Raw genomic sequence first — 21,694 nt, forward strand, 5'->3', positions numbered from 1 at the left:
CGGTGCGATGTCGAACGATGCACACGCACACGATGCCGGCGCACGAACCGACGTCCCACGCGTCGATCGACACGCGTCTCGTCGCGTACACGTACCCGTCCGCCGTGCCACGATCGTCGGATGCGCCCCGCCGATGCCCTCGCCGCGCTCACCGACGCGCCGTCGCCCGACCGCGAGCGGTTCGTCGGGTTCGTCCGCAGCACCGGGGACGCTGCACTCGACCGTTCCCTCGGCACGGAGCACCTGACGGCGTCGTGCTTCGTGTTCTCGCCCGACCGGTCCCGCGTCCTGCTCTGCCTGCACCGCAAGGGCCGGTTCTGGGTGCAGTTCGGCGGACACCTCGAGCCGCAGGACGCCGACCTGGCCGGGGCGGCTCGGCGCGAGGCCCGCGAGGAGTCCGGCATCGTCGGTCTCGAGCTCGACGACGGCGTCGTGGCCGACCTGGACCGCCACGACCTGCACGGCGGCTTCTCCTGCGCGGCGCACTGGGACGTCGGCTTCGTCGCCACGGCGGACCCATCCACCCGGACGACGGTGAGCCACGAGAGCGAGGACGTCCGGTGGTTCCCGGTCGACAGGCTCCCGGATCCGACCGCCCCGGGACTCCCCCGACGCCTCGCCGCACTGCTCGCCGGAGCAGACACAGACACAGACACAGACACAGACACAGACGCAGACGTGAGCACGGCCGCTCCCGCTCGGGGTGGCACCGCCGGCCCGTAACCCGACGCCGCAATGCCCCACCGGCCCGTCCGGCCTGCGAGAGTACCCGCACGACGGACACGCCAGGAGGACCCCATGTCGAACGACGGCCACGGCTTCGCCACCGAGCAGGTGCACGGCGGGTTCCTGCCCGACACCGCACACGGAGCGCGGGTCCCCGCGATCCACATGACCTCGGGCTTCCTCTTCGACGACTTCGAGCAGGCCCGCGAGCGCTTCGCCGGTGCCGACGACGGGTACACCTACACACGGCTGGGCAACCCGACGAACGCCGACGTCGAGCGCCGCGTCGCACTGCTCGAACGGAGCGCCGAGGCGATCCTCGTCGGCAGCGGCCAGGCGGCGGTGACGGTGGCGCTCCTCGGGCTCCTGCAGGCGGGCGACCACGTCGTGAGCGCCCGGAGCATCTACGAGGGCACGAAGGGCCTGCTCCTGCAGAACCTGGCGCGCCTCGGCATCGAGGTCGACTTCGTCGCGGACCAGCGCGACCTCGACGCGTGGGCCCGCGCGGTCCGACCGAACACGAAGCTCTTCTTCGCCGAGACGATCCCCAACCCGAAGAACGACGTCCTCGACATCGCCGGGGTCGCCGACACCGCACACCGGGCGGGTGTACCGCTCGTCGTGGACAACACCCTGGCGACGCCGTACCTGGTGCGCCCGGTCGAGCACGGCGCCGACGTCGTGGTGCACTCCGCGTCGAAGTTCCTCTCCGGGCACGGTGCCGGCCTCGGCGGGCTCGTCGTCGACGGCGGGACCTTCGACTGGGGCCGCACGCCGGAACGCTTCTCCCACCTCACGACGCCGGACCGCGCCCTCGGCGGGCAGAGCTACGTCGAGCGCCACGGCAGCCGGGCCTTCGCGGTGTACGCGCGTGACGTCGTCGCGTCACGGATCGGTCCGACGCCGTCGCCCTTCAACGCCTTCCTGCTGCGTCAGGGCATCGAGACGCTGTCGCTCCGCGTCGAGCGCCACGTCGCGAACGCGCTGGCCGTCGCGTCCTTCCTGGAGCGCCAGCCGGAGGTGACGAGCGTCGACCACGCGGGGCTCGCCTCCAGTCCGTACCACGACCTCGCCCAGCGCTACCTGCCCCGTGGGGCCGGCTCGGTCTTCGCCTTCACGCTCGCCGGTGGCGAGCCGGCCGCCCGCGCCTTCATCGACGCGGTGCAGCTCATCAGTCGGATGACCCACCTGGGTGACGTGCGCTCGCTCGTGCTGCACCCCGCGACCACCACGCACGCCGGCCGCACCGCGGCCGAGCGGGCCGAGCTCGGCATCGGCGACGGCCTGGTCCGGCTGTCCGTCGGCATCGAGGACGTCACCGACCTGCTCGCCGACGTGGAGCGCGGCCTGGCGGCGGTCCGTGCGGCCACCGGACGGGACGGCGACGGCCGGGAGGCCCGCCCCGCCCCCGCCACGGAGGTCGCGGCCCTCGCACGCGCCGTCCCGCAGGCCCACCTCGTCGGGCAGGAGGTCTGACGGTGGGCGATCTGCAGCACTTCGGGTACTTCTTCTCGCGGGGGTTCGGCCCGCAGGCCTGGGGACGGTCCGACTGGGACTGGGGCCACGACTGGACGAAGCCCGACCTGTACCAGCAGTCCGTCCGGGCGCTCGAGCAGGCGGGGATGGACCTCGTGATCGCCGAGGACGCGATCTCCCTCGGCAGTCCGGCGACCCTCGATCTGCGGATCCGGCAGGCGTACGGCGGTCCGAAGCACGACCCGCTGCTGCTCGCGCCGTACCTGTTCGCGGTGACGCAGCACATCGGCATCGCACCGACGGTGAACGCCGGCATCACACCGCCGTACCTCGCCGCGCGGCAGGCCGCGACACTCGCGCACCTGTCCTCGGACCGCTTCGGGCTGAACGTCGTGACCGACACCGGCAGCGCCCGGCACGTCGGTGCGGCACCGCTCCCGCACGACGCCGCGTACGACCGCGCCGAGGAGTGGATCACGCTGCTCCGACGGCTCTGGCACTCGTGGAGCGACGGCTACGTCGGGGACCCGACGGACTGGCACTTCGCCGACGGCGACGCACTCGACGCGTTCCACCACGAGGGCGCGTACTTCACCGCCGACGGCCCGCTCAACGCGCTCCCGCTCGACGCTGACCCGGTCGTGGTCTCCCCCGGCGGATCCGGACGCGGGCTCGGGTTCGCCGGGACGCACTCGGACGTGCAGCTCGCACTCGCACCGTTGACGGCCAAGGCGGTCCGTGCGTACCGGTCCCGGGTGCTGACCGCCGCGGCCGACGCCGGGCGCAGCGCGGACGACCTGCGGGTGCTGTTCGTGCTCAAGCCGGTCCTGGTGCCCTCGGTCGAGGACGCCGAGCGGGTCGTCGCCGCGTCACGACACCCGTCGGATGCCGATCTCCGGGCCGCCGCCGTCGCGTGGTCGAGCGACTCCGAGACGGATCTGCTCGCCCTCGACCTGGACGCACCGATCCCGGACGGGACCTTCGGCGACCACGTGTCCGCGGGCACGGTCCGTGGTCTGGTCGGGGACACGCCGGACGCGCCCCTCCGGGAACTCCTGACCCGGAAGGCCCGGCTCGGGCGGATCAGCGCGCGCGAGGGGTTCGTCGGGACGGCCGAGGAGTTCGCGGACTTCGTGGAGGAGCTCGGGGCGGACGCGGACAACGACGGGTTCATCCTGTCCGGCGACCTGCACCCGGCGCAGGTGTACCGGCTGACGGGCGACCTCGTGCCCGCACTGCGCCGCCGGGGGCTGCTGCGCCGGGAGTACGGCGACGGCGGCCTGCGGGCGAACCTGTTCGACTTCTGACCCGGCCCTACCGCGTGGTCCTACTGCTTCTTGTCGGACTTCTTCTTGTCGGACTACTTCTTGTCCTTCTTCTTGCCGGACTTCTTCTTCTTGTCCTTCTTCTTCTTGTCCTTCTTCTTCTTGTCGGACTGCTTCTCGTCCTTGTCCTTGGTCTTCTTGCCCTCGTCCTGCTCGCCGGGCTGTTCCGCCGGGAAGTCGTCGTCGACCACCGGGCGCGAGGCGCGGACACCGGAGGGCGCGATCCCGTCGACCGGCTCGACCACGACGGACGTGCCGGTGTCCGAGAGCACGTCGACCTGCTGCTCCTCGACCACGGGTGCCAGGGCGTCCTCGACCCGCTCCACCACGAGCTCCGCCCCGTCCTCGGCGAGCCGCAGGAGCGCCTGGGCAGCACGGACCCGCGTGGTGGTCCTCCGTGCGAGCACGTCGGCCCGGGCTCCCTCGAGGAACCCACGCAGCGCCAGCTCCACCGCCGAGCGACCACGCGGCGCCGACCGATCGAGGCGGTCGAACTCGCCGGCGATGCCCGCGACGTCGTCCTCGACGTGCTCGTCGCGCACCGACGTCACCAGCGCGGCCACCGCCGACGCTGCCCGTTCCACCGCGGCCGAGCGCTGGTCGAGCACGACGAGCATCTCGAACACGGTGCCGTACGACACCGTCTCGAGGCGCACCGGCTCGGCACCACGACCGCGGACGACGAGCCGTGACCCGGGCGTCGGCAGCCAGGCGACGACGGCGGCGACGGTCGCGACGGACCCCACGATCCGCTCGTACTCCGCCAGTCCCAGACGGTCCTGCTCGCGCAGACGGACTCGGATCGCGATCTCCTGCACCACGTGCTGCCCTCCCGGTCGGCTCGACGCAGGACCAGCCCCGCGCTCGCTCCGGACAGTAGTCCGGGACCCCGGGGGAACGACGAACGCCCCGGCGCCGTCCTGGGGGACGACGACGGGGCGTTCGGGTGGCGATCTCGGTTCGATCAGCGCGACAGCGGCTCGACGGCACGGCGTTGGTGGAGATGGGGGGAATCGAACCCCCGTCCATCGCTGCGGTTCGACGTCTTCTACGGGCGTATCCGGATGAGTCGTTCTGCTCGGCCCCGTCCTTTGCTACCGGCTTCTAGGACGACGGGCCCAGTCTCAGTGCAAGTCCCGCACGGCCCTGAGGCGCAACCGTGCAGCAAGTCCTCTGGATGACGCCGGAACTCAGGTTAGAAGACGATCACCTGGCCGACGGACTTCATGTGCTGGGCTGCTTACGCAGCGAGAGCGAAGTCAGTGCGCTTGGAATTGGCACTTGTTGTTTTCCACGGATCGTTCACGAGATGACCGTGGGTCCTCGGCCCGCTTCCCGTCGGCACACAGGCAATGTCGAAACCGATCATCCCCGTACGGGCCGTGACGTGCGAGCCGCTGTCACGCTGTTGAGTTGCCAATGCTCCCCGTGAGGAGCGGACCCCAGCCTAGCGGGGTGTGCTGGACGACGCCACCGACGTTCGCCGAGGGCTCACCCCGCCGCGCTCACTCGCCGAGGCGGTTGCGCGAGCGCATGGCGCGCTCGGCCTCGCGCTTGTCGGTCTTCTCGCGCAGGGCCTGACGCTTGTCGAACTCGCGCTTGCCCTTGGCGACCGCGATCTCGACCTTCGCCCGGCCGTCGTGGAAGTAGATCTTCATCGGCACGAGCGTGTACCCGCCCTGCGCGGTCTTGTGCGAGATCTTCACGATCTGCTGCTTGTGCAGGAGGAGCTTGCGCTTCCGCCGCGGCGCGTGGTTGTTCCACGTCCCCTCGGTGTACTCGGGGATGTGCACGGAGTCGAGCCAGGCCTCGCCACCGTCGATGAACGCGTAGCCGTCGACGAGTGAGGCCCGCCCCTCGCGGAGGGACTTCACCTCGGTACCCGAGAGCACCATGCCCGCCTCGTACGTGTCCTCGATCAGGTAGTCGTGGCGCGCGCGACGGTTGGTCGCCACGATCTTCTCGCCGCGTTCCTTCGCCATGGTGACTCCCTTCGTGACCGGGCACGGGCCCCGGTGCTGCTGCGCAGCCCTACAGCCTAGTGAACACGACGACCGCGGCGCACCTTCCCGGCGCGCCGCGGTGCGTCGGCGACCCGAGGCTCGCGCATGCGGACACGTTCTTGGCAGGACCACCGCGAAGATGTCCGCCACGGCGAGCCTCGCGCCGGACGATCGACCGCCGCTCGGGCCGGGTCAGACGCGCAGGTACCGGCGGATCGCGATGAGCGCCGAGACCCCGGCCAGGAGCACGCCGATCACGATCACCGCGGGCACGACCACGGCCGCGTCGCTCATGCCGATGAAGGCGGTGCCGGAGAACCGCTGCGCCAGGTAGTTCCGGACGAAGAACCAGACCACTGCGGTGATCGCGCCACCGGCGAGCACCGCTCCGATCGCGGCGGCGATCACCCCCTCGAGCACGAAGGGTGTCTGGATGAACCGGTTCGACGCCCCGACCAGGCGCATGATGCCGAGCTCACGTCGCCTGCTGAACGCCGAGAGTCGGATGGTGGTCGCGATGAGCAGCACGGCCGCAACGAGCATCAGCGACGCGATGCCGATCGCCGTGTACGACGATGCGTTGAGCAGGTTGAAGATCGGCTGCAGGTACCCGCGCTGGTCGACGACACTCTGCACGCCGGCGACCTTCGACAGGCTCTCGACGAGCACGTCCGCCTGCGACGGGTTCTTCAGGTTCACCCAGAAGGTCTCGTTGAGGTACTCCGGCTTCACGAACTCGGTCGCGGGCGAGTCCTTGAACTGCTCCTTGAACCGCGTGAACGCCTGGTCCTGGTCCTCGTAGTACGTCTTCTCGATGTACGGCTTCAGGGTGGACGAGTCGAGCTGCGCCTGGACCTGCTCGCGCTGGTCCTCGGTCGCCTTGGCGCCGGTGCAGTTGCCGGTGGTGTCGGTGTCGGTGCACAGGTACACCGCGACCTGCGCCCGGTCGTACCAGTACCCCTTCATCTGGTTGATCTGCATCTGCAGCAGGATCGCCGTGCCCACGAAGGTGAGCGAGATGAAGGTCACCAGGACGACCGAGACCACCATCGACGCGTTGCGCCGCAGGCCCGAGCCGACCTCGGACATGACGAGCCCGAGCCTCATCGGATGAGCCCCGGGATCGTCTGGATGCCGGTCGTGTTCGAGACGCCGGAGCCTCGCTGGATCGGCAGCGCCTGCGTCTGGTACCCGCCGGACTGCTCGTCGCGCAGGACGGTGCCGTTCGAGAGCTCGATGACCCGGCGCTGCATCTGGTTCACGATGCTGGCGTCGTGCGTCGCCATGAGCACGGTGGTGCCTCCCTGGTTGATGCGTTCGAGGAGCGCCATGATGCCCGCCGAGGTGGTCGGGTCGAGGTTGCCGGTCGGCTCGTCGGCCAGCAGGATCGCCGGCTTGTTGACGACCGCACGGGCGATCGCGACGCGCTGCTGCTCACCGCCGGAGAGCTCGTGCGGCATCCGGGTGGCCTTGCCGGCCAGGCCGACGAGCTTGAGCACGTCGGTGACGGCCTCGCTGATGAAGCCCTTGCTCTTGCCGATCACCTGGAGCGAGAACGCGACGTTGTCGAAGACGTTCTTGTTCGGCAGGAGCCGGAAGTCCTGGAAGACCACACCGAGGTTGCGGCGGAAGTACGGGACCTTGCGCGACGACAGCGCGCCGAGGCGCTGGCCGAGCACGTGGATCTGCCCGCGGGTCGGCTTCTCCTCCTTGAGCACGAGGCGGAGGAAGCTCGACTTGCCGGAGCCGGACGCGCCGACGAGGAAGACGAACTCACCCTTGAGGATCTCGAGGGAGAGGTCGTCGAGCGCGGGACTCGGGTTGCCCGAGTAGACCTTGGTGACCTGGTCGAATTTGATCATGACCGGATCAGGCTAGGTCGGGTGGGCCGGAAGTCAACCGAGGCGCGCGGCTCGACTCCCCCGCGAGCTCGCTCAGGAATCGTCGCCCTGCTTGCGCCAGCGGATGCCCGCGTTGATGAAGCCGTCCAGGTCCCCGTCGAACACCGACGACGGGTTGTTGACCTCGTGCTCGCTCCGGAGGTCCTTGACCATCTGGTACGGCGCGAGGACGTACGAGCGGATCTGGTCACCCCAGCTCGCCGTGATGTTGCCGGCGAGCTCCTTCTTCTTCGCGTTCTCCTCCTCCTTCTTCAGGAGCAGCAGGCGCGACTGCAGCACGCGCATGGCGGCTGCGCGGTTCTGGATCTGCGACTTCTCGTTCTGCATGGACACGACGGTGCCGGTCGGCAGGTGGGTCAGGCGGACGGCGGAGTCCGTGGTGTTGACCGACTGGCCACCGGGGCCGGAGGACCGGAACACGTCGACCCGGATGTCGTTCTCCGGGATGTCGATGACCGCGGTCTCCGGCATGAGCGGGATGACCTCGACCGCGGCGAACGAGGTCTGGCGCTTGCCCGCGGCACCGAACGGCGACATGCGGACGAGGCGGTGCGTGCCGGCCTCGACCGAGAGCGTGCCGAAGGCGTACGGCGCGTCGACCTCGAACGTCGCGGACTTGATGCCCGCTTCCTCCGCGTAGGAGGTGTCCATGACGGTGGTCTTGAAGCCGTGCTGCTCGGCGTAGCGCAGGTACATGCGGAGGAGCATCTCGGCGAAGTCCGCCGCATCGACACCGCCGGCACCGGCGCGGATCGTGATCACCGCGGGGCGCTCGTCGTACTCGCCGTCGAGGAGGGTCTGCACCTCGAGGTCGCCCATGGTCTTCTGGATGGCCTTGAGCTCGTCCTGCGCCTCGGCCGCGGAGTCGGCGTCGTCGGCCTCGTTCGCCATCTCGACGAGGACCTCGAGGTCGTCGATGCGCTGCTCGGTGTCGGTCATCTTCCGGAGCTCGGCCTGCTTGTGCGAGAGCGCGCTCGTCACCTGCTGCGCGTGCTCGACGTCGTCCCACAGGTCCTGGGCACCCGCCTGCTCGCTCAGTTCGGCGATCTCGCGCTGGAGGCGGTCGACGTCGACGACCGAGCGGATGTTGCCGAAGGTCTCGCGGAGGGCGGACAGCTGCTCGGTGAAGTCAAGTTCGACCATGGTCACCGATCCTACCGGCGCACGTGGCGCGCAGCCGACCGACCATTCAGCGCGAGCCCGGGCACGAGTCGGGGGCTGGCGAACCGGATCGCGGTCGACCGGAGCGCATCTCGCCGGGAGTCGTCGCCCCACCGCTTGCCCAGGACGGCCATGTCGACACCATCGGCTGACGTTCCTATGCCTGTTCCCGGGACGCCGTGTGGGAGCACCGAGGCGCCGACCAAACGTGAGATAGTCCCAACAGTGCCGAAGCGGTCGGATCGAGGGGAGACATCCGTGGACAATGAACACCGGATCGATGAAGTTGCTGACGCTCTTGCAAGACTCATCGAGGGCGACAGCTCCGCGGTCGTGAGGGACGTACTGAACCCCATCGCCAATTTCTGGGACGTGGTCGACTACGGCGACGCTGCAGGCGAGATCCGGTACAGCAAGATGATCGGTTGGCTCCTCGATCCGCAAGGGAGTCACGGACTCGGACCTTCCTTTGCTCAGAGTTTCGTCAACGCCGCTTTCGGTCCCGAGGTCGTACCCGTGATCTCGCCGCGCGCGCGGGTGCACCCTCGCGAATGGCGCAACATAGACATCCTGTTGGTCGATCACGACGAACAGGGCCGACCGTTGACGACGCTGGTGATCGAGAACAAGACCGACACCATCGAACACGCCAGGAGCGGGCTCAATGTCGGACAGACCCGTTGGTACAACTGGGTTATCCGTGGGGACTTCGGATCGATCCACACGGCCATCGACGTTTCCTCGCTCGACTCCGAGGAGAAGGGCCGTCTCCACAAGCGGGCTGACGGTTGGGAAGCTGAAGCCGGCCACTACCGGAACGTCCCGGAGTCCGGTAGGTACTTCGTCTACCTGACCCCCCGCACCGGCGACACCGCCGAGGATCCCGACTTCCAGACGCTGTCGTACGAGCAGCTCGAAGAACTTCTGGCGGACGCAGAAAGCGCACTGTCGGCAAGCGGTAGCAGTGATGCAGAGAAGATTGTCCGAGACTTCCGACGTGCGATCCACCGCCGCTACCACGTGAAGCTCGACCAAGACATCCACGGCCTGTTCGAGGGCGAAGATCCTGCAGACTCCCCCACGATCGGTGCGTCGTCGCTCGCACCAGAGCTCGCGGGACTTGCGAACGCACTGGGCTACGTCGACGAGGAACACCGACGCCTGGGAGACGACCAGTACCTCGAGACTTCTCGCACTGATCCGGTCAATGTCATCGCAACCCTTGACGCGTTGAACGACCTCCTGACTGGTCACGCGCTGTCGGAGGCTGAGTTCAGTCGCCTCATCGAGTACATCTGGGATCACCGTCCGCAGCGGGTCTCGAACGACACATCACGATTCTTCTGGGGTGACGATCGTGCTCGCAAGTTGACGAAGATCGAGTTGCTGCAGAAGATCGCGCTCGCTTTCGCGCAGGAGCACGAAGCCACGACCGTGTCGGACTTCTCGAGGGAGTTCGGAGCGGTCATCGCGCGCGTCGTCGGCACTCCGCGTGGGAACAGCTTCACCGGGGCGGACATCATCATCGATCCGGACGTCCACGCGTACTCGCCTGCCGCTGCAGCGCGGTACCGGGCGCGCGAGGTGGCTCTCCGCGACGAGATGGGGCCTCTGCTGCTCGACGACGGACATTACCGAGTCTCCTGGCAGCTCGGGTACAGGAGCGCAGCGCAAGCGGGGCGCAACATCCATCTGCCGCTGATCCGACACTTCGTGGCGCTCGGCTACCCGATCTCTGAAGCGTCGTAGCGAGGAGGACCTGACTGACGCCGGCGGCGCCGGGCGTTCGCCGAGCACGAGCACCGAGCCCTTCAGAGCGACATCCGCCGACCGACCGGACAGCACGTCGATCGATTGCCCGCGGCCGGCCGGCTGCGCAATGCTGAGCTGCTGGCTGCCAGGCGACCGGCTCAGCGTCCGAGCAGAGGCGTCCGGGACGCCAGGCCGGCTGCGCCGGCCCGGGCGACCGCGTCGGGCAGTGCGGCGAGGAAGGCGTCGACGTCGGCCTCGGTCGAGGTGTGCCCGAGCGTGATGCGCAGGGCGCCGCGGGCCTCGTCCTCGGACAGGCCCATGCCGAGCAGCACGTGCGACGCCTCGGGAATGCCGGCCTGGCAGGCGGACCCGGTCGACACGGCGACCCCGGCCGCGTCGAGCAGGAACAGCAGCGAGTCGCCCTCGCACCCGGGGAAGGTGAAGTGGGCGTTGCCGGGGAGCCGGTCGACCGGGTCGCCCATGAGCACGGCGCTCGGAACGCGTTCCAGGACCCCCGCGACGAGCCGGTCGCGCAGGGCCGACGCGTCGTGCAGCCCGGCCTCCGCGGCGACACCGAAGGCCGCCGCCGCCGGGGCGTCCTGCGTCCCGCTGCGGACCTGTCGCTGCTGGCCACCGCCGTGGATGAGCGGCTCGACCGTCGCACGGCGCCCGAGGACCAGCGCGCCGATCCCGACCGGCCCACCGATCTTGTGCGCCGACACGCTGAGCGCGTCGAGGCCGGAGGCCGCGAACGACACCGGGACCTGCCCGTACGCCGCGACGGCGTCGCTGTGCACCGGCACACCGGCGGCGTGCGCCAGCTCGACGATGCGGTCGACCGGCTGCAGGGTCCCGACCTCGTTGTTCGCCCACAGGAACGTGACCAGGGCGACGTCCGAGGCGTCGGCGAGCCGTGCCTCCAGGCCGACGAGGTCGACGCGACCCTGCGAGTCCAGCGGGACCACGTCGACGACGGCGCCCTCGTGGCGCTCGAGCCACTCGACCGTGTCGACGGTGGCGTGGTGCTCGCCCGCCGGCACGACGATGCGCGGCCGCGGACGGTCCTGCTGCCGCGCCCAGTACAGCCCCTTGACCGCGAGGTTGATGCTCTCGGTGCCGCCGGAGGTGAAGACGACCTCGACCGGCTCCGCGTCGAGCGACCGGGCGACCGCGGCGCGACCGTCCTCGAGCAGCATCTTCGCGCGCTGGCCGGCGCTGTGGATCGACGACGGGTTGCCCACCGTGGCCAGGGCCCGGGTGAACGCGGCGAGCGCCGCGGGCAGGATGGGCGTCGTCGCCGCGTGGTCGAGGTAGACCGGCATGACTGCGCCCCTTCCGTGTGCGTTCACAGGATACCTCCGGCCCCTCGTACCCTGGTCGTCATGCACCGCACCGCGATCGACGAGACCCCCGGCTTCCGCCTCGGTGACGGCGTGCCCCGCTTCTCGGTGCGTTCCGCCTCCGCGACCGCGGTGACCCTCGTGGTCGTCGACGCCGACGGTGTCGAGACCCGCCACGTCCTGTCGCGGACCGACGGCACCGACCGGTGGGCGGCGGAGACGCCGGACGTGCGGCCGGGCGATCGGTACCACCTGCTCGTCGACGGTCCGGACGGACCCCGCCACGCGTTCGACCCCGCGCGACCGCTGCTCGACCCGTACGCGCGTGGCATCGTCCCCGCGGCGACGGCCGCTGGGAGCGGCGGCCCACGGTGGACGAGCGTCGTGGTCGACGATGCCTTCGACTGGGGCGGTGTGCCGAAGCCCGACGTCCCCCTGGACCGGACCGTCGTGTACGAGGCGAACGTCCGCACGCTCACCGCTGCGAACCCCGACGTCCCCGAGCACCTGCGCGGGACGTACGCCGGCGTCGCGCACCCGAGCACCATCGCCCACCTGCGCCGCATCGGCGTGACGACCCTCGAGCTGCTGCCCGTGCACGCGTTCGACACCGAGGCGTGGCTCCGGGACGCCGGTCGCGAGAACGCGTGGGGCTACAACACCCTCGGGTTCTTCGCACCGCACGCGGCCCACGCCTCGTCGGACGCCCGTGCCGCGGGTGCCTCCGCGGTGCTCCGCGAGTTCAAGGGCATGGTGAGACTCCTGCACGAGGCGGGCATCCAGGTGCTGCTCGACGTCGTCTACAACCACACCGCCGAGGAGGGCACCGGCGGACCCACCACCTCGCTGCGCGGCATCGACGGGGCGGGGCGGTACCGCTGGACCGAGGACGGTGCGTCGTACTACGACACCACCGGCTGCGGGAACACGCTCGACACCTCGGTCGAGGCCACCGCGGACATGGTCGTCGACAGCCTGCGCTACTGGGCGCGCGAGGTGCAGGTCGACGGGTTCCGGTTCGACCTGATGGCGGCGCTCGCCCGCGACGAGCACCACGTGTTCGACCCGGCGCACCCGTTGCTCGAGCGCATCCGGCAGCACCCGGACCTGCAGGACGTGCTCGTCGTCGCCGAGCCGTGGGACGTCGGTCCCGACGGGTGGCGCACGGGGGCGTTCGGCCCCGGCACGAGCGAGTGGAACGACGGGTTCCGGAACACCGTCCGCCAGTTCTGGCTGACCGACGTCGCCGAGGAACGCCGGAACGGCACCCCGCAGGCGGGCATCGGTCGGCTCGCCGAGGCGCTCACCGGGTCCCGCGGCACCTTCGGCCAGGAGCGCGGCCCCCTCGCGAGCGTCAACTTCGTCACGGCCCACGACGGCTTCACGCTGCTCGACCTCGTCTCGCACGACCGCAAGCACAACGAGGCGAACGGCGAGGACGGGCGGGACGGGTCCGACGACAACCGCTCGTTCAACCACGGGATCGAGGGCGACACGGCCGACCGCGGGGTGCGTGCCGCCCGGGGCCGGTCGATGCGGAACCTCGTCGGCACCCTGATGCTCTCGGCGGGCATCCCGATGCTGACCGCCGGCGACGAGCGCAGCAGGACGCAGCACGGCAACAACAACGCCTACGTCGTGTCCGACGACCTGACCGCCGTCGACTGGTCGGACGACGAGGACGCCGAGGCGATGACCGAGGCGGTCGCGGCGCTCACGCGGCTGCGCGCAGCGCACCCGGCGCTCCGGCCGACGCGCTTCGGGGTCGAGGGGCGGGAGACGCCCGGAGCGTCGCGCATGGCGTGGTACGGACCGGACGGGCAGCCGATGACCCCCGAGGGGTGGGACCAACCCATCCACCGGGTCGTGCAGTACTTCGCCGAGTCGACCCCGGAGCACGAGCCGTTCGACCGGGTGCTCGTGGTCGTGCACGGCAGCGGGCGGACGCGGGACCTGACGCTGCCGGCGCGCCAGGACGTGCTCGGGTACCGGTTGGCCTGGTCGAGCGAGAAGCACCGCGACCACGAGCGGCTCCGGCCGGGCGGGCAGGTCTTCACCGCGTACGGCCCCGGCATCCACGTCTTCGAGGTGGCGTAGGGCGGTCGTGGCCCTCCGCGCGACCGTCCGGGGAAGGAACGGGCGACGGAGCCCGCACGTGCGCGTCCTGCACAGGCCGTGTGACGCGCCCGACACTGCACAGGGAACGCGTTCCGGGGAACGCGAGCGCTCCGGCCGGGTAGCGTCGCCTCCGTGGCCACCGCAGATCGACCCCGCCGACCGAAGATCGGACGCATCCCGATCACCCAGCTCGCGCCGACGACCCCGAACGGGTTCCCGGGCAAGGCGTTCGACGGCGAGGTGATCACGTTCGGCGCGACCGTCTTCCGCGAGGGCCACGGGGTCATCGGTGCCGACCTCGTGCTCGAACGCCCGGACGGCGGCACACGCACCGTGCCGATGCTGCTCGGCGCCCCCGGCACGGACCGCTACGAGGCCACCGTGCAGGTCGACCACGTCGGCGTCTGGACGTGGCACGTCGAGTCGTTCTCCGACGACTGGGCGACGTGGCTGCACGCCGCCCGGCTCAAGATCGCCGCCGGTGTCGACACCGAGGCGACGCTCCTCGACGGCGCCGTCCTGCTCGACCGACTCGCCGCCGAGACCGACTCCAGCGCCGCCGTCCGCGCGGCCGAGCAGCTGCGGGACACCGACCTCGAGCCGACCGAGCGCCTCGCGGCCGTCGACGACCCGCGCATCACGGGTGAGGTCGAGGACTCCCCGCTGACCTCGCTCCGGACGCACTCCCCCACGCAGCTCCTCGACGTCGAGCGGCAGCGCGCGGGCGTCGGCGCCTGGTACGAGTTCTTCCCCCGCAGCGAAGGGGCGAAGAAGAACGCCGACGGCTCGTGGAGGAGCGGCGACTTCCGCACCGCGGCCCGCCGGCTCCCGGCCGTCGCGCGCATGGGCTTCGACGTGGTCTACCTCCCGCCGATCCACCCGATCGGCACCACGGCGCGCAAGGGCCCGAACAACACGCTCACCCCGGGACCGCACGACCCGGGCAGCCCGTGGGCGATCGGTGGTCCCGAGGGCGGGCACGACGCGATCCACCCCGACCTCGGCACCGAGGACGACTTCCGCGTCTTCGTCGAGACGGCGAAGAACAGCGGGATGGAGGTCGCGCTCGACTTCGCACTCCAGTGCTCCCCCGACCACCCGTGGGTGGACCAGCACCCCGAGTGGTTCACGGTCCGGGCGGACGGGTCGATCGCCACGGCCGAGAACCCGCCGAAGCGGTACCAGGACATCTACCCGATCCAGTTCGACAGCGACCCCGAGGGCATCGTCACCGAGGTCCTGCGGGTCCTCGAGCACTGGATCGCGTTCGGGATCCGCATCTTCCGCGTCGACAACCCGCACACCAAGCCGCTCTGGTTCTGGGAACGCGTCATCCGCGAGGTCCGCGACCAGCACCCGGACACGGTGTTCCTCGCCGAGGCCTTCACCCGCCCGGCGATGATGCGCGCCCTGGCCGAGGCCGGGTTCCAGCAGTCGTACACGTACTTCACGTGGCGGAACACGAAGGAGGAGATCGAGGACTACTTCGCCGAGCTCAGCCACGAGACGAGCGCCTACCTGCGCCCGAACCTCTTCGTGAACACCCCCGACATCCTCACCGAGTACCTGCAGTTCGGCGGTCGCGCCGGTTACAAGGTGCGCGCCGCGCTCGCCGCGACCGGGGCGCCGACCTGGGGCATGTACGCCGGGTACGAGCTCTTCGAGGACGTCGCACGCCCGGGGTCCGAGGAGAACATCGACAACGAGAAGTACGAGTACAAGCCGCGCGACTTCGCCCTGGCCGAGGCCGAGGGCGCGAGCCTCGCGCCGTACGTCACGATGCTCAACCGCTTCCGTCAGGCCCACCCCGCGCTGCGTCAGCTCCGGAACCTGCACGTCCACGACGCCGAGGACCCGGCGATCGTCGTCTACTCGAAGCACCTGCCCGCCGAGTTCATCCGGTCGGGCCGCGCGGACACGGTCATCGTCGTCGCGAACGTCGACCCGCACTCGGCGCGCGAGACCACCGTGCACCTCGACCTCGCCGCGCTCGGGCTGCCGAACGAGCAGCCGTTCGTCGTCCGCGACGTCGTCACCGGGCAGCGCTGGGAGTGGGGTTCGTCCAACTACGTCCGCCTCGACGCCTTCCAGGAGCCCGTGCACCTGCTCGTCGTGGAGGGACCCGTCCGATGACCGACAGCGACCCGAAGGGGACCCCGCCGATGGGCTCCGACCGTCCCACCCCCGCCACCCCGGACCGAGGCCAGGGGCCGAGCGTCCCGCCGGTGCCGCCCCCGCCGCCGCCCGTGACCCGCTCCCGTGCCCCGGGCGTGGTCCCGCCGGCCGACCAACCGGCCCCCCGGTACGAGCCACGGGTCTCGGCACCGCACGAGGACCTCCCCGGCGCCGCGCCCGTGGCGAAGGAGACGCCGGACCGCGGGGTCCCGGAGTCGGCGACCCTCGCCGGCGCAGCTCGTGACGGCTCCCCGGCACCGACCGGCCCGGAGCCCACGGATCCGACCGGTCTGTCGGCGGACGGCGCGGACGCACCGCTCTCCGAGGGTGGACGCTCGGCGGCACCGGGAGCGACGGCGACCGCGGCGGACCTCGTCCCAGCACCCGAGTCCGCAGCACCACAGCCCGCGGCACCGCAGCACGCAGCGCCCGCCGGCGGCTCCGACGTTGCCCCGACCTCGGGAGCGGCTCCCCGGCCGGCGCCGGTCGAGGACTGGCTCCGCCAGCAGGTGGCCGAGGGCCGTTGGTCCCAGCCGCACGACGTGCTCGGTCCGCACCCGGTGGACGGGGGCACGAGCGTGCGCGTCGTCCGGCACCTCGCGACGGCCGTCCGCATCGTGCGCCCCGACGGCGACGACGTCGAACTGACCCACGAGGGCGACGGTCTTTGGGCGGGCGCCACGACCGGCACGCTCGGTCGGTACCGCGTCGAGGCCGACTACGACCTCGACGAGTCCACCGACGCCGACGACGCGACGTGGACCACCGACGACGCCTACCGCTTCGCGCCGACCATCGGCGAGCTCGACCTCCACCTGTTCGGCGAGGGCCGTGACGAGCAGCTCTGGCAGCACCTCGGCGCGCACGTCCGCACCGTCGACGGCGTCGACGGCGTCGCGTTCACCGTGTGGGCACCCCGCGCCACCGCCGTCCGCGTGATCGGGGACTTCGAGGGGTGGGAGGGCCGCACCACCGCGATGCGTCGCCTGAACGACCTCGGCGTGTGGGAGCTCTTCTGGCCCGGCGCCCTCGTCGGGCAGCGGTACAAGTTCCAGATCCTCACCGACTCCGGCTGGGTCGAGCGAGCGGACCCGTTCGCCCGACGCACCGAGGTCCCGCCGCTGACCGCCTCGGTCGTCACCGCCTCCGACCACACGTGGTCCGACGGCGACACCGCCTGGATGGAGCGTCGAGCGCAGACGACGACCCACGATGCGCCGATGAGCGTCTACGAGGTGCACCTCGGATCGTGGCGCCCCGGGCTCTCCTACCGCGAGGCCGCCGATGCGCTCATCGGCCACGTGCAGCACCTCGGGTTCACCCACGTCGAGTTCCTGCCGCTCGCCGAGCACCCGTTCGGTGGCTCGTGGGGCTACCAGGTCACCGGGTACTACGCTCCGACCGCGCGCTTCGGCACGCCGGACGACCTGCGCTACCTGATCGACCGCCTGCACAGCGCCGGCATCGGCGTGATCATGGACTGGGTACCGGGACACTTCCCGAAGGACGAGTGGGCACTCGCGAAGTTCGACGGCTACGCGCTGTTCGAGCACCCGGATCCGCGTCGCGGTGAGCAGCTCGACTGGGGCACCTTCGTGTTCGACTTCGGGCACCCGCAGGTCCGCAACTTCCTGGTGGCGAACGCGCTCTACTGGTTCGAGGAGTTCCACATCGACGGCCTGCGGGTCGACGCCGTGGCCTCGATGCTGTACCTCGACTACTCCCGCACCGAGTGGCTGCCGAACATCCACGGCGGTCGCGAGAACCTCGAGGCGATCTCGTTCCTGCAGGAGACGAACGCCACGGCCTACAAGCGCTACCCCGGCATCGTGATGATCGCCGAGGAGAGCACCTCGTGGCCCGGTGTCACCCAGCCGACGAGCGCCGGCGGGCTCGGCTTCGGCCAGAAGTGGAACATGGGCTGGATGCACGACTCGCTGCAGTACATCGAGCGTGACCCGGCGTACCGCGCGTACCACCACGACGAGATCACGTTCTCGCTGGTCTACGCCTTCAGTGAGCAGTTCACCCTGCCGATCAGCCACGACGAGGTCGTGCACGGGAAGGGCTCGCTCTACGGGAAGATGCCCGGCGACGAGTGGCAGAAGCTCGCGAACGTCCGGGCGTACCTCGCGTTCATGTGGGCGCACCCCGGCAAGCAACTGCTCTTCATGGGCCAGGAGTTCGCCCAGCCGTCGGAGTGGTCCGAGGCCCGGGGGCTGGACTGGTGGCTCCTCGACGATCCGGGACACCTCGGCGTGCAGGACCTCGTGGCGTCGCTGAACCGCGTCTACAAGGAGACCCCGGCGCTGTGGACGCACGACTCCTCGCCCGAGGGCTTCGAGTGGATCGAGGGCGGCGACGCGCCGCACTCGACGCTCGGGTTCCTCCGCAAGGACGGCGACGACCGCCTCGCGGTCTTCGTGAACTTCTCCGGGGTACCCGTCGAGCGCCGGTTCGGGCTGCCCGCTGCGGGCACCTGGCACGAGGTGCTCAACACCGACGCCACGGAGTACGGCGGGTCCGGTGTCGGCAACATGGGTTCGGTCACGGCCGACGAGACGCCGTGGGCCGGCCGCCCGGCCTCGGCCCACCTGGTGGTCCCGCCGCTGGGAGCGGTCTGGCTGCGACTGGCCGACTGACCCCGCCGCCGCGCGGACGCGACCACGGGACGGACGGGAGGCCCGGTGCCAGCTGGCACCGGGCCTCCCGTCCGTCGTCCGCCCGTGTCGTCCGCCCGTGTCGTCCGCGGTGCACGCCGAGCGAGACGCCCCCGAACACAGGAGACGCCCCCGTTCCCGGGGGCGTCTCGTGGTTCCTGCGGCGTCTCGCACTGACGCCGGCGTCTCGTACCGGCCGACGGTGGCGCGTTGGTCAGTACAGTGCGCTCGCCAGACGGCGCCGTGCCGCGGCCACACGCGGGTCGTCCACCCCGATCAGCTCGAAGTACTCGACGAGCCGGACGCGCAGCGTCTCACGGTCCGCACCGAACACCGTCGGGACCAGGTCGAGCAGCCGCCCGAAGGCGTCCTCGACGTGCCCTCCGCTGACGTCCAGGTCGGCGACGGCCATCTGCGCCTCGACGTCCTGCGGCGCCGCGGCCGCGGCGCTGCGGAGCTCGTCGGCCGTGCGACCGTTCAATCGGTCGAGCAACGAGACCTGCGCGAGCCCGGCGACGGCCATCTGGTCGTTCGGGTCCTGCGCGATCGCGGTCTTGTACTCCTGCACGGCGGCGGCGTAGTCGCCCCGCTCGATGGCGTCGTACGCTGCCTGGTGGTGCGGCGGCAGCGGCTCGGGAGCGGGCTCGCCCTGGGGCTCCGTCTCGGCAGCGCCGTCGACGGTGACCCGACCGGTCACGCCGTTCTGCTCGGCAGCGGCGACGACCTGCTCGAAGACGTCGCGCACCTGCGCCTCGGGCAGCGCACCGACGAAGAGTCCGAGCGGCCGGCCACCGATCACGGCGGCGACGGTCGGGATCGACTGCGCCTGGAACGCCTGCACGAGCTGCGGGTTGGTGTCCGCGTCGACCTTGGCGAGCACCACGCGACCGTCGTACTCCGCGGTCAGCTGCTCGAGGATCGGCGAGAGCTGCTTGCACGGCCCGCACCACTCCGCCCAGATGTCGACGATCACCGGGACGACGGACGAGAGCTGCAGGACGTCCTGGAAGCTCTGGTCGGTGACGTCGATGACGAGCGACGGGACGGTCAGGTCGGCATCGGGACCGGCAGCGGCGCCGGCGCCGCCGGTGCCCGCGGCTGCGCCCGGGCCTCCGGTGGGAGCACCCGCTTGCTGCGTCGGCCGCTGAGCGCGGTCGACGAGGGACGACAGGTCGACGGCTCCGCGGAGACCGGACGGGGTCGGGGGGACGTTGGTCATTGCACCTCACTCGCTGCGGTCAGGCCCTGCGTGAACCCGAGCAGGACCACCTTCTCATCACTGCCGACCGGCGGCACGGAGAACAGCAGCTGGACGCTGTACGTCGCGCTGATCCCCTTCGTGCTCGAGTCGACGCCGGAGAGGGCCTTGACCGCCCCCTCGGTGTTGACCTCGGCGCCGGCCGCGGTCGGGGTCACCTTCTCGACCTCGTCGAGCGAGGCCGACACGAGCGCACCCGCGCCGTCCGTGGCGATCGCCACGGCGCCGTCGTCGGGCACCTCGGACGAGTACTCGATCTTCGCGGTGTCCGGCAGCGACTCGGCCTTCTTGTCCTTGTACGCCTTGCCGATCGTCGAGCGCAGACCGTCGCCGTCGGAGGCGAAGAGCGAGGCGGAGTCGCTGTCCGAGTCCTTCGCCAGCACGTCGCCGTACGCGGCTGCGATGTCGTCGGGCGCGATGCGCAGGAGCTTCGTGTCCCCGGCGAGCCGTGCCGCACCGATCGACGTCGGCGCCAGGCTCGGGATCTCCGCAGCGGCCTCGAGCGACACGTCGTAGGCGACCTTGTAGTCGTCGCGCGCGCTGTCCTGCACCAGGGTGAGGGCCTGCGGAGCGGTCTTCGCGGAGCAGTCCTCGGCGACGACCGTGAAGATCGTGCGCGGCCAGCTGTCGGTCTGCTGCGGGAGCGCCACGCAGACCTGACCGGCCGAGATCGCGGGCGGCGTCTCGACGTCGGTGTCCTTCTCGCGGATCGCGTAGTTCGCCTTGCGGAAGTCGAGGGCGGCCCCGGTGAAGCGGGTCTCGAGCAGCGTCGCGTCACGGTCGGCATCGGCCTTCGACGCGACCTCGGCGACCCGCTCGACGATCCGGCGGATCTGCTGCTCGGTCGCAGCGGTCGGTTCGGTCGAGTCCGCGGCGCCGGTGGCCGAGGCGGTCGGCGTCGGGGTGGCCCCGGAGCCACCGCCCTGCGGCCAGTAGTCCGACGAGCAGCCCGCGAGACCGAGCGCCCCCACGAGCACGATCGGCACGGCCACCAGGGAACGACGGCCACGGCGACCGCGGACCGGCACCTGTGCCCCCGCGGCGGCTGCGCGACGCGACGCCCGCACGCGCGGCGGACGAGACCCGCCGCTGCGGCGACGCGGACCACGACCACGACGCTGGTGCAGGAACGCCCAGACCAGCAGCGCGACGCCACCGACCAGGAAGAGTCCGCCCGCGACGAGGAGCGGACCGACGGAGGGCGTCGCGGTGTCCCGCGGCCAGGTCACCGACACGTCGGTCGGCGCGGCGTCGGACCCGTCGGCGAGCACCACGACCGAGACGTCGGCGGGCAACCGGACGGTGAACCGCCCCGCACCGTCCCACTCCTGGTACCAGAGGTCGCTGCCCTTCGGGTCCGGCACGGAGTCGGCCGATCCCGTCGTGCGGCCGACCAGGCGGTCCTGCTCGGCGTCGAAGCGCAGGGTGGTGTGCTTCGCGTCACCGATCCACGCGTCGACGTCGGCGGTCCTGCCGTAGGCCGCGAACACCGTCCCGGAACCCGAGACGTCGATGCGCTGGTACCCGGGGTTCGCGTTGAGCGTCGACCCCGGGATCACGGTCACCGGGGCCGAGGCCGTGCTCGAGGACTCTGCGACGAGCGACGAGGGTGGCGCGAACACGGTTCGCTGCCCGACCGCGAGACCGACGAGCAGCAGACCGATGACGAAACTGACGATCGCCAGGACGAATCGCACGGATCTTCTCCCTACCGCGCCGGGGGTGGGGGGATCGGCGCGCGAATCAGCGCTCCAGGATAGCGAGGCACCCTGGACATCGCATCCCCCACCGCTGTCCAC

General features: G+C 70.9%; 15 protein-coding genes and 1 other RNA gene. 7 read left to right on the top strand and 9 right to left on the bottom strand.

The features are described 5' to 3' along the window. Positions 1 to 120: 120 nt before the first annotated feature. The 3 genes from Q9R28_RS03965 (at position 121) to Q9R28_RS03975 (ending at position 3,509) form a co-directional block, all read left to right on the top strand. Positions 121 to 723 carry an NUDIX domain-containing protein gene (locus Q9R28_RS03965; protein WP_311205511.1) on the top strand — a complete coding sequence of 201 codons (603 nt, stop codon included), beginning with the start codon at positions 121 to 123 and terminating at the stop codon, positions 721 to 723. A 75-nt stretch (positions 724 to 798) separates the two neighbouring features. Next, positions 799 to 2,202 (top strand): O-acetylhomoserine aminocarboxypropyltransferase/cysteine synthase family protein, encoded by a 1,404-nt coding sequence (locus Q9R28_RS03970; RefSeq protein ID WP_209682256.1) that lies wholly within the window; start codon positions 799 to 801, stop codon positions 2,200 to 2,202. A 2-nt stretch (positions 2,203 to 2,204) separates the two neighbouring features. Continuing rightward, positions 2,205 to 3,509, top strand: coding sequence for an LLM class flavin-dependent oxidoreductase (locus Q9R28_RS03975; RefSeq protein WP_311205512.1), 1,305 nt, complete (start codon positions 2,205 to 2,207; stop codon positions 3,507 to 3,509). Positions 3,510 to 3,562: 53 nt separating this feature from the next. Here the strand turns inward: Q9R28_RS03975 and Q9R28_RS03980 are convergent, their stop codons facing one another. The 6 genes from Q9R28_RS03980 to prfB form a co-directional block, all read right to left on the bottom strand. Next, the gene (locus tag Q9R28_RS03980) at positions 3,563 to 4,348 is read right to left on the bottom strand and encodes a hypothetical protein (protein ID WP_311205513.1); all 786 of its coding nucleotides are present in this window, start codon (positions 4,346 to 4,348) and stop codon (positions 3,563 to 3,565) included. Between the two features lie 174 nt (positions 4,349 to 4,522). Further along, positions 4,523 to 4,900: a transfer-messenger RNA gene (gene ssrA / locus Q9R28_RS03985) on the bottom strand. Positions 4,901 to 5,032: 132 nt separating this feature from the next. Further along, complete coding sequence (gene smpB, locus Q9R28_RS03990) at positions 5,033 to 5,509, bottom strand: SsrA-binding protein SmpB (protein ID WP_066654782.1); 477 nt, start codon at positions 5,507 to 5,509, stop codon at positions 5,033 to 5,035. Positions 5,510 to 5,722: 213 nt separating this feature from the next. Continuing rightward, positions 5,723 to 6,637, bottom strand: a complete 915-nt coding sequence (ftsX, locus tag Q9R28_RS03995) for a permease-like cell division protein FtsX (RefSeq protein ID WP_209682249.1) — start codon at positions 6,635 to 6,637, stop codon at positions 5,723 to 5,725. After that, positions 6,634 to 7,392 carry a cell division ATP-binding protein FtsE gene (gene ftsE, locus Q9R28_RS04000; protein WP_066654786.1) on the bottom strand — a complete coding sequence of 253 codons (759 nt, stop codon included), beginning with the start codon at positions 7,390 to 7,392 and terminating at the stop codon, positions 6,634 to 6,636. The genes ftsX and ftsE overlap by 4 nt, the downstream gene beginning before the upstream one ends. A 72-nt stretch (positions 7,393 to 7,464) precedes the next feature. Beyond that, on the bottom strand, positions 7,465 to 8,574 hold the full coding sequence (prfB, locus tag Q9R28_RS04005; protein ID WP_066654787.1) for a peptide chain release factor 2: 1,110 nt from the start codon (positions 8,572 to 8,574) through the stop codon (positions 7,465 to 7,467). 276 nt (positions 8,575 to 8,850) lie between these two features. Between prfB and Q9R28_RS04010 the strand changes: the two genes are divergently transcribed. Beyond that, entirely contained in the window at positions 8,851 to 10,341 is a 1,491-nt protein-coding gene (locus Q9R28_RS04010; protein WP_311205514.1) for a PD-(D/E)XK nuclease family protein, read from the top strand. 161 nt (positions 10,342 to 10,502) lie between these two features. Here Q9R28_RS04010 and Q9R28_RS04015 read toward each other — a convergent pair whose 3' ends face one another. Continuing rightward, positions 10,503 to 11,666: a cysteine desulfurase family protein gene (locus Q9R28_RS04015; RefSeq protein WP_311205515.1), complete on the bottom strand. Its 1,164-nt coding sequence runs from the start codon at positions 11,664 to 11,666 to the stop codon at positions 10,503 to 10,505. 60 nt (positions 11,667 to 11,726) lie between these two features. Between Q9R28_RS04015 and glgX the strand changes: the two genes are divergently transcribed. The 3 genes from glgX to glgB all read left to right on the top strand — a co-directional run bounded on the left by glgX (position 11,727) and on the right by glgB (position 18,619). Next, entirely contained in the window at positions 11,727 to 13,781 is a 2,055-nt protein-coding gene (glgX, locus tag Q9R28_RS04020) for a glycogen debranching protein GlgX (RefSeq protein ID WP_311205516.1), read from the top strand. Positions 13,782 to 13,934: 153 nt separating this feature from the next. Next, entirely contained in the window at positions 13,935 to 15,935 is a 2,001-nt protein-coding gene (locus Q9R28_RS04025; RefSeq protein WP_311205517.1) for an alpha-1,4-glucan--maltose-1-phosphate maltosyltransferase, read from the top strand. After that, the gene (gene glgB, locus Q9R28_RS04030) at positions 15,932 to 18,619 is read left to right on the top strand and encodes a 1,4-alpha-glucan branching protein GlgB (RefSeq protein WP_311205518.1); all 2,688 of its coding nucleotides are present in this window, start codon (positions 15,932 to 15,934) and stop codon (positions 18,617 to 18,619) included. The genes Q9R28_RS04025 and glgB overlap by 4 nt, the downstream gene beginning before the upstream one ends. A gap of 232 nt (positions 18,620 to 18,851) precedes the next feature. On the opposite strand, the gene Q9R28_RS04035 is transcribed toward glgB, so the two are convergent. Continuing rightward, the gene (locus tag Q9R28_RS04035; RefSeq protein ID WP_311205519.1) at positions 18,852 to 19,856 is read right to left on the bottom strand and encodes a tetratricopeptide repeat protein; all 1,005 of its coding nucleotides are present in this window, start codon (positions 19,854 to 19,856) and stop codon (positions 18,852 to 18,854) included. Next, positions 19,853 to 21,592, bottom strand: a complete 1,740-nt coding sequence (locus Q9R28_RS04040; protein ID WP_066654797.1) for a hypothetical protein — start codon at positions 21,590 to 21,592, stop codon at positions 19,853 to 19,855. The genes Q9R28_RS04035 and Q9R28_RS04040 overlap by 4 nt, the downstream gene beginning before the upstream one ends. Between the last annotated feature and the right edge of the window lie 102 nt (positions 21,593 to 21,694).

Origin of the sequence: Curtobacterium sp. BRD11 (genome assembly GCF_031844345.1) — a bacterium.
Lineage (GTDB): Bacteria > Actinomycetota > Actinomycetes > Actinomycetales > Microbacteriaceae > Curtobacterium.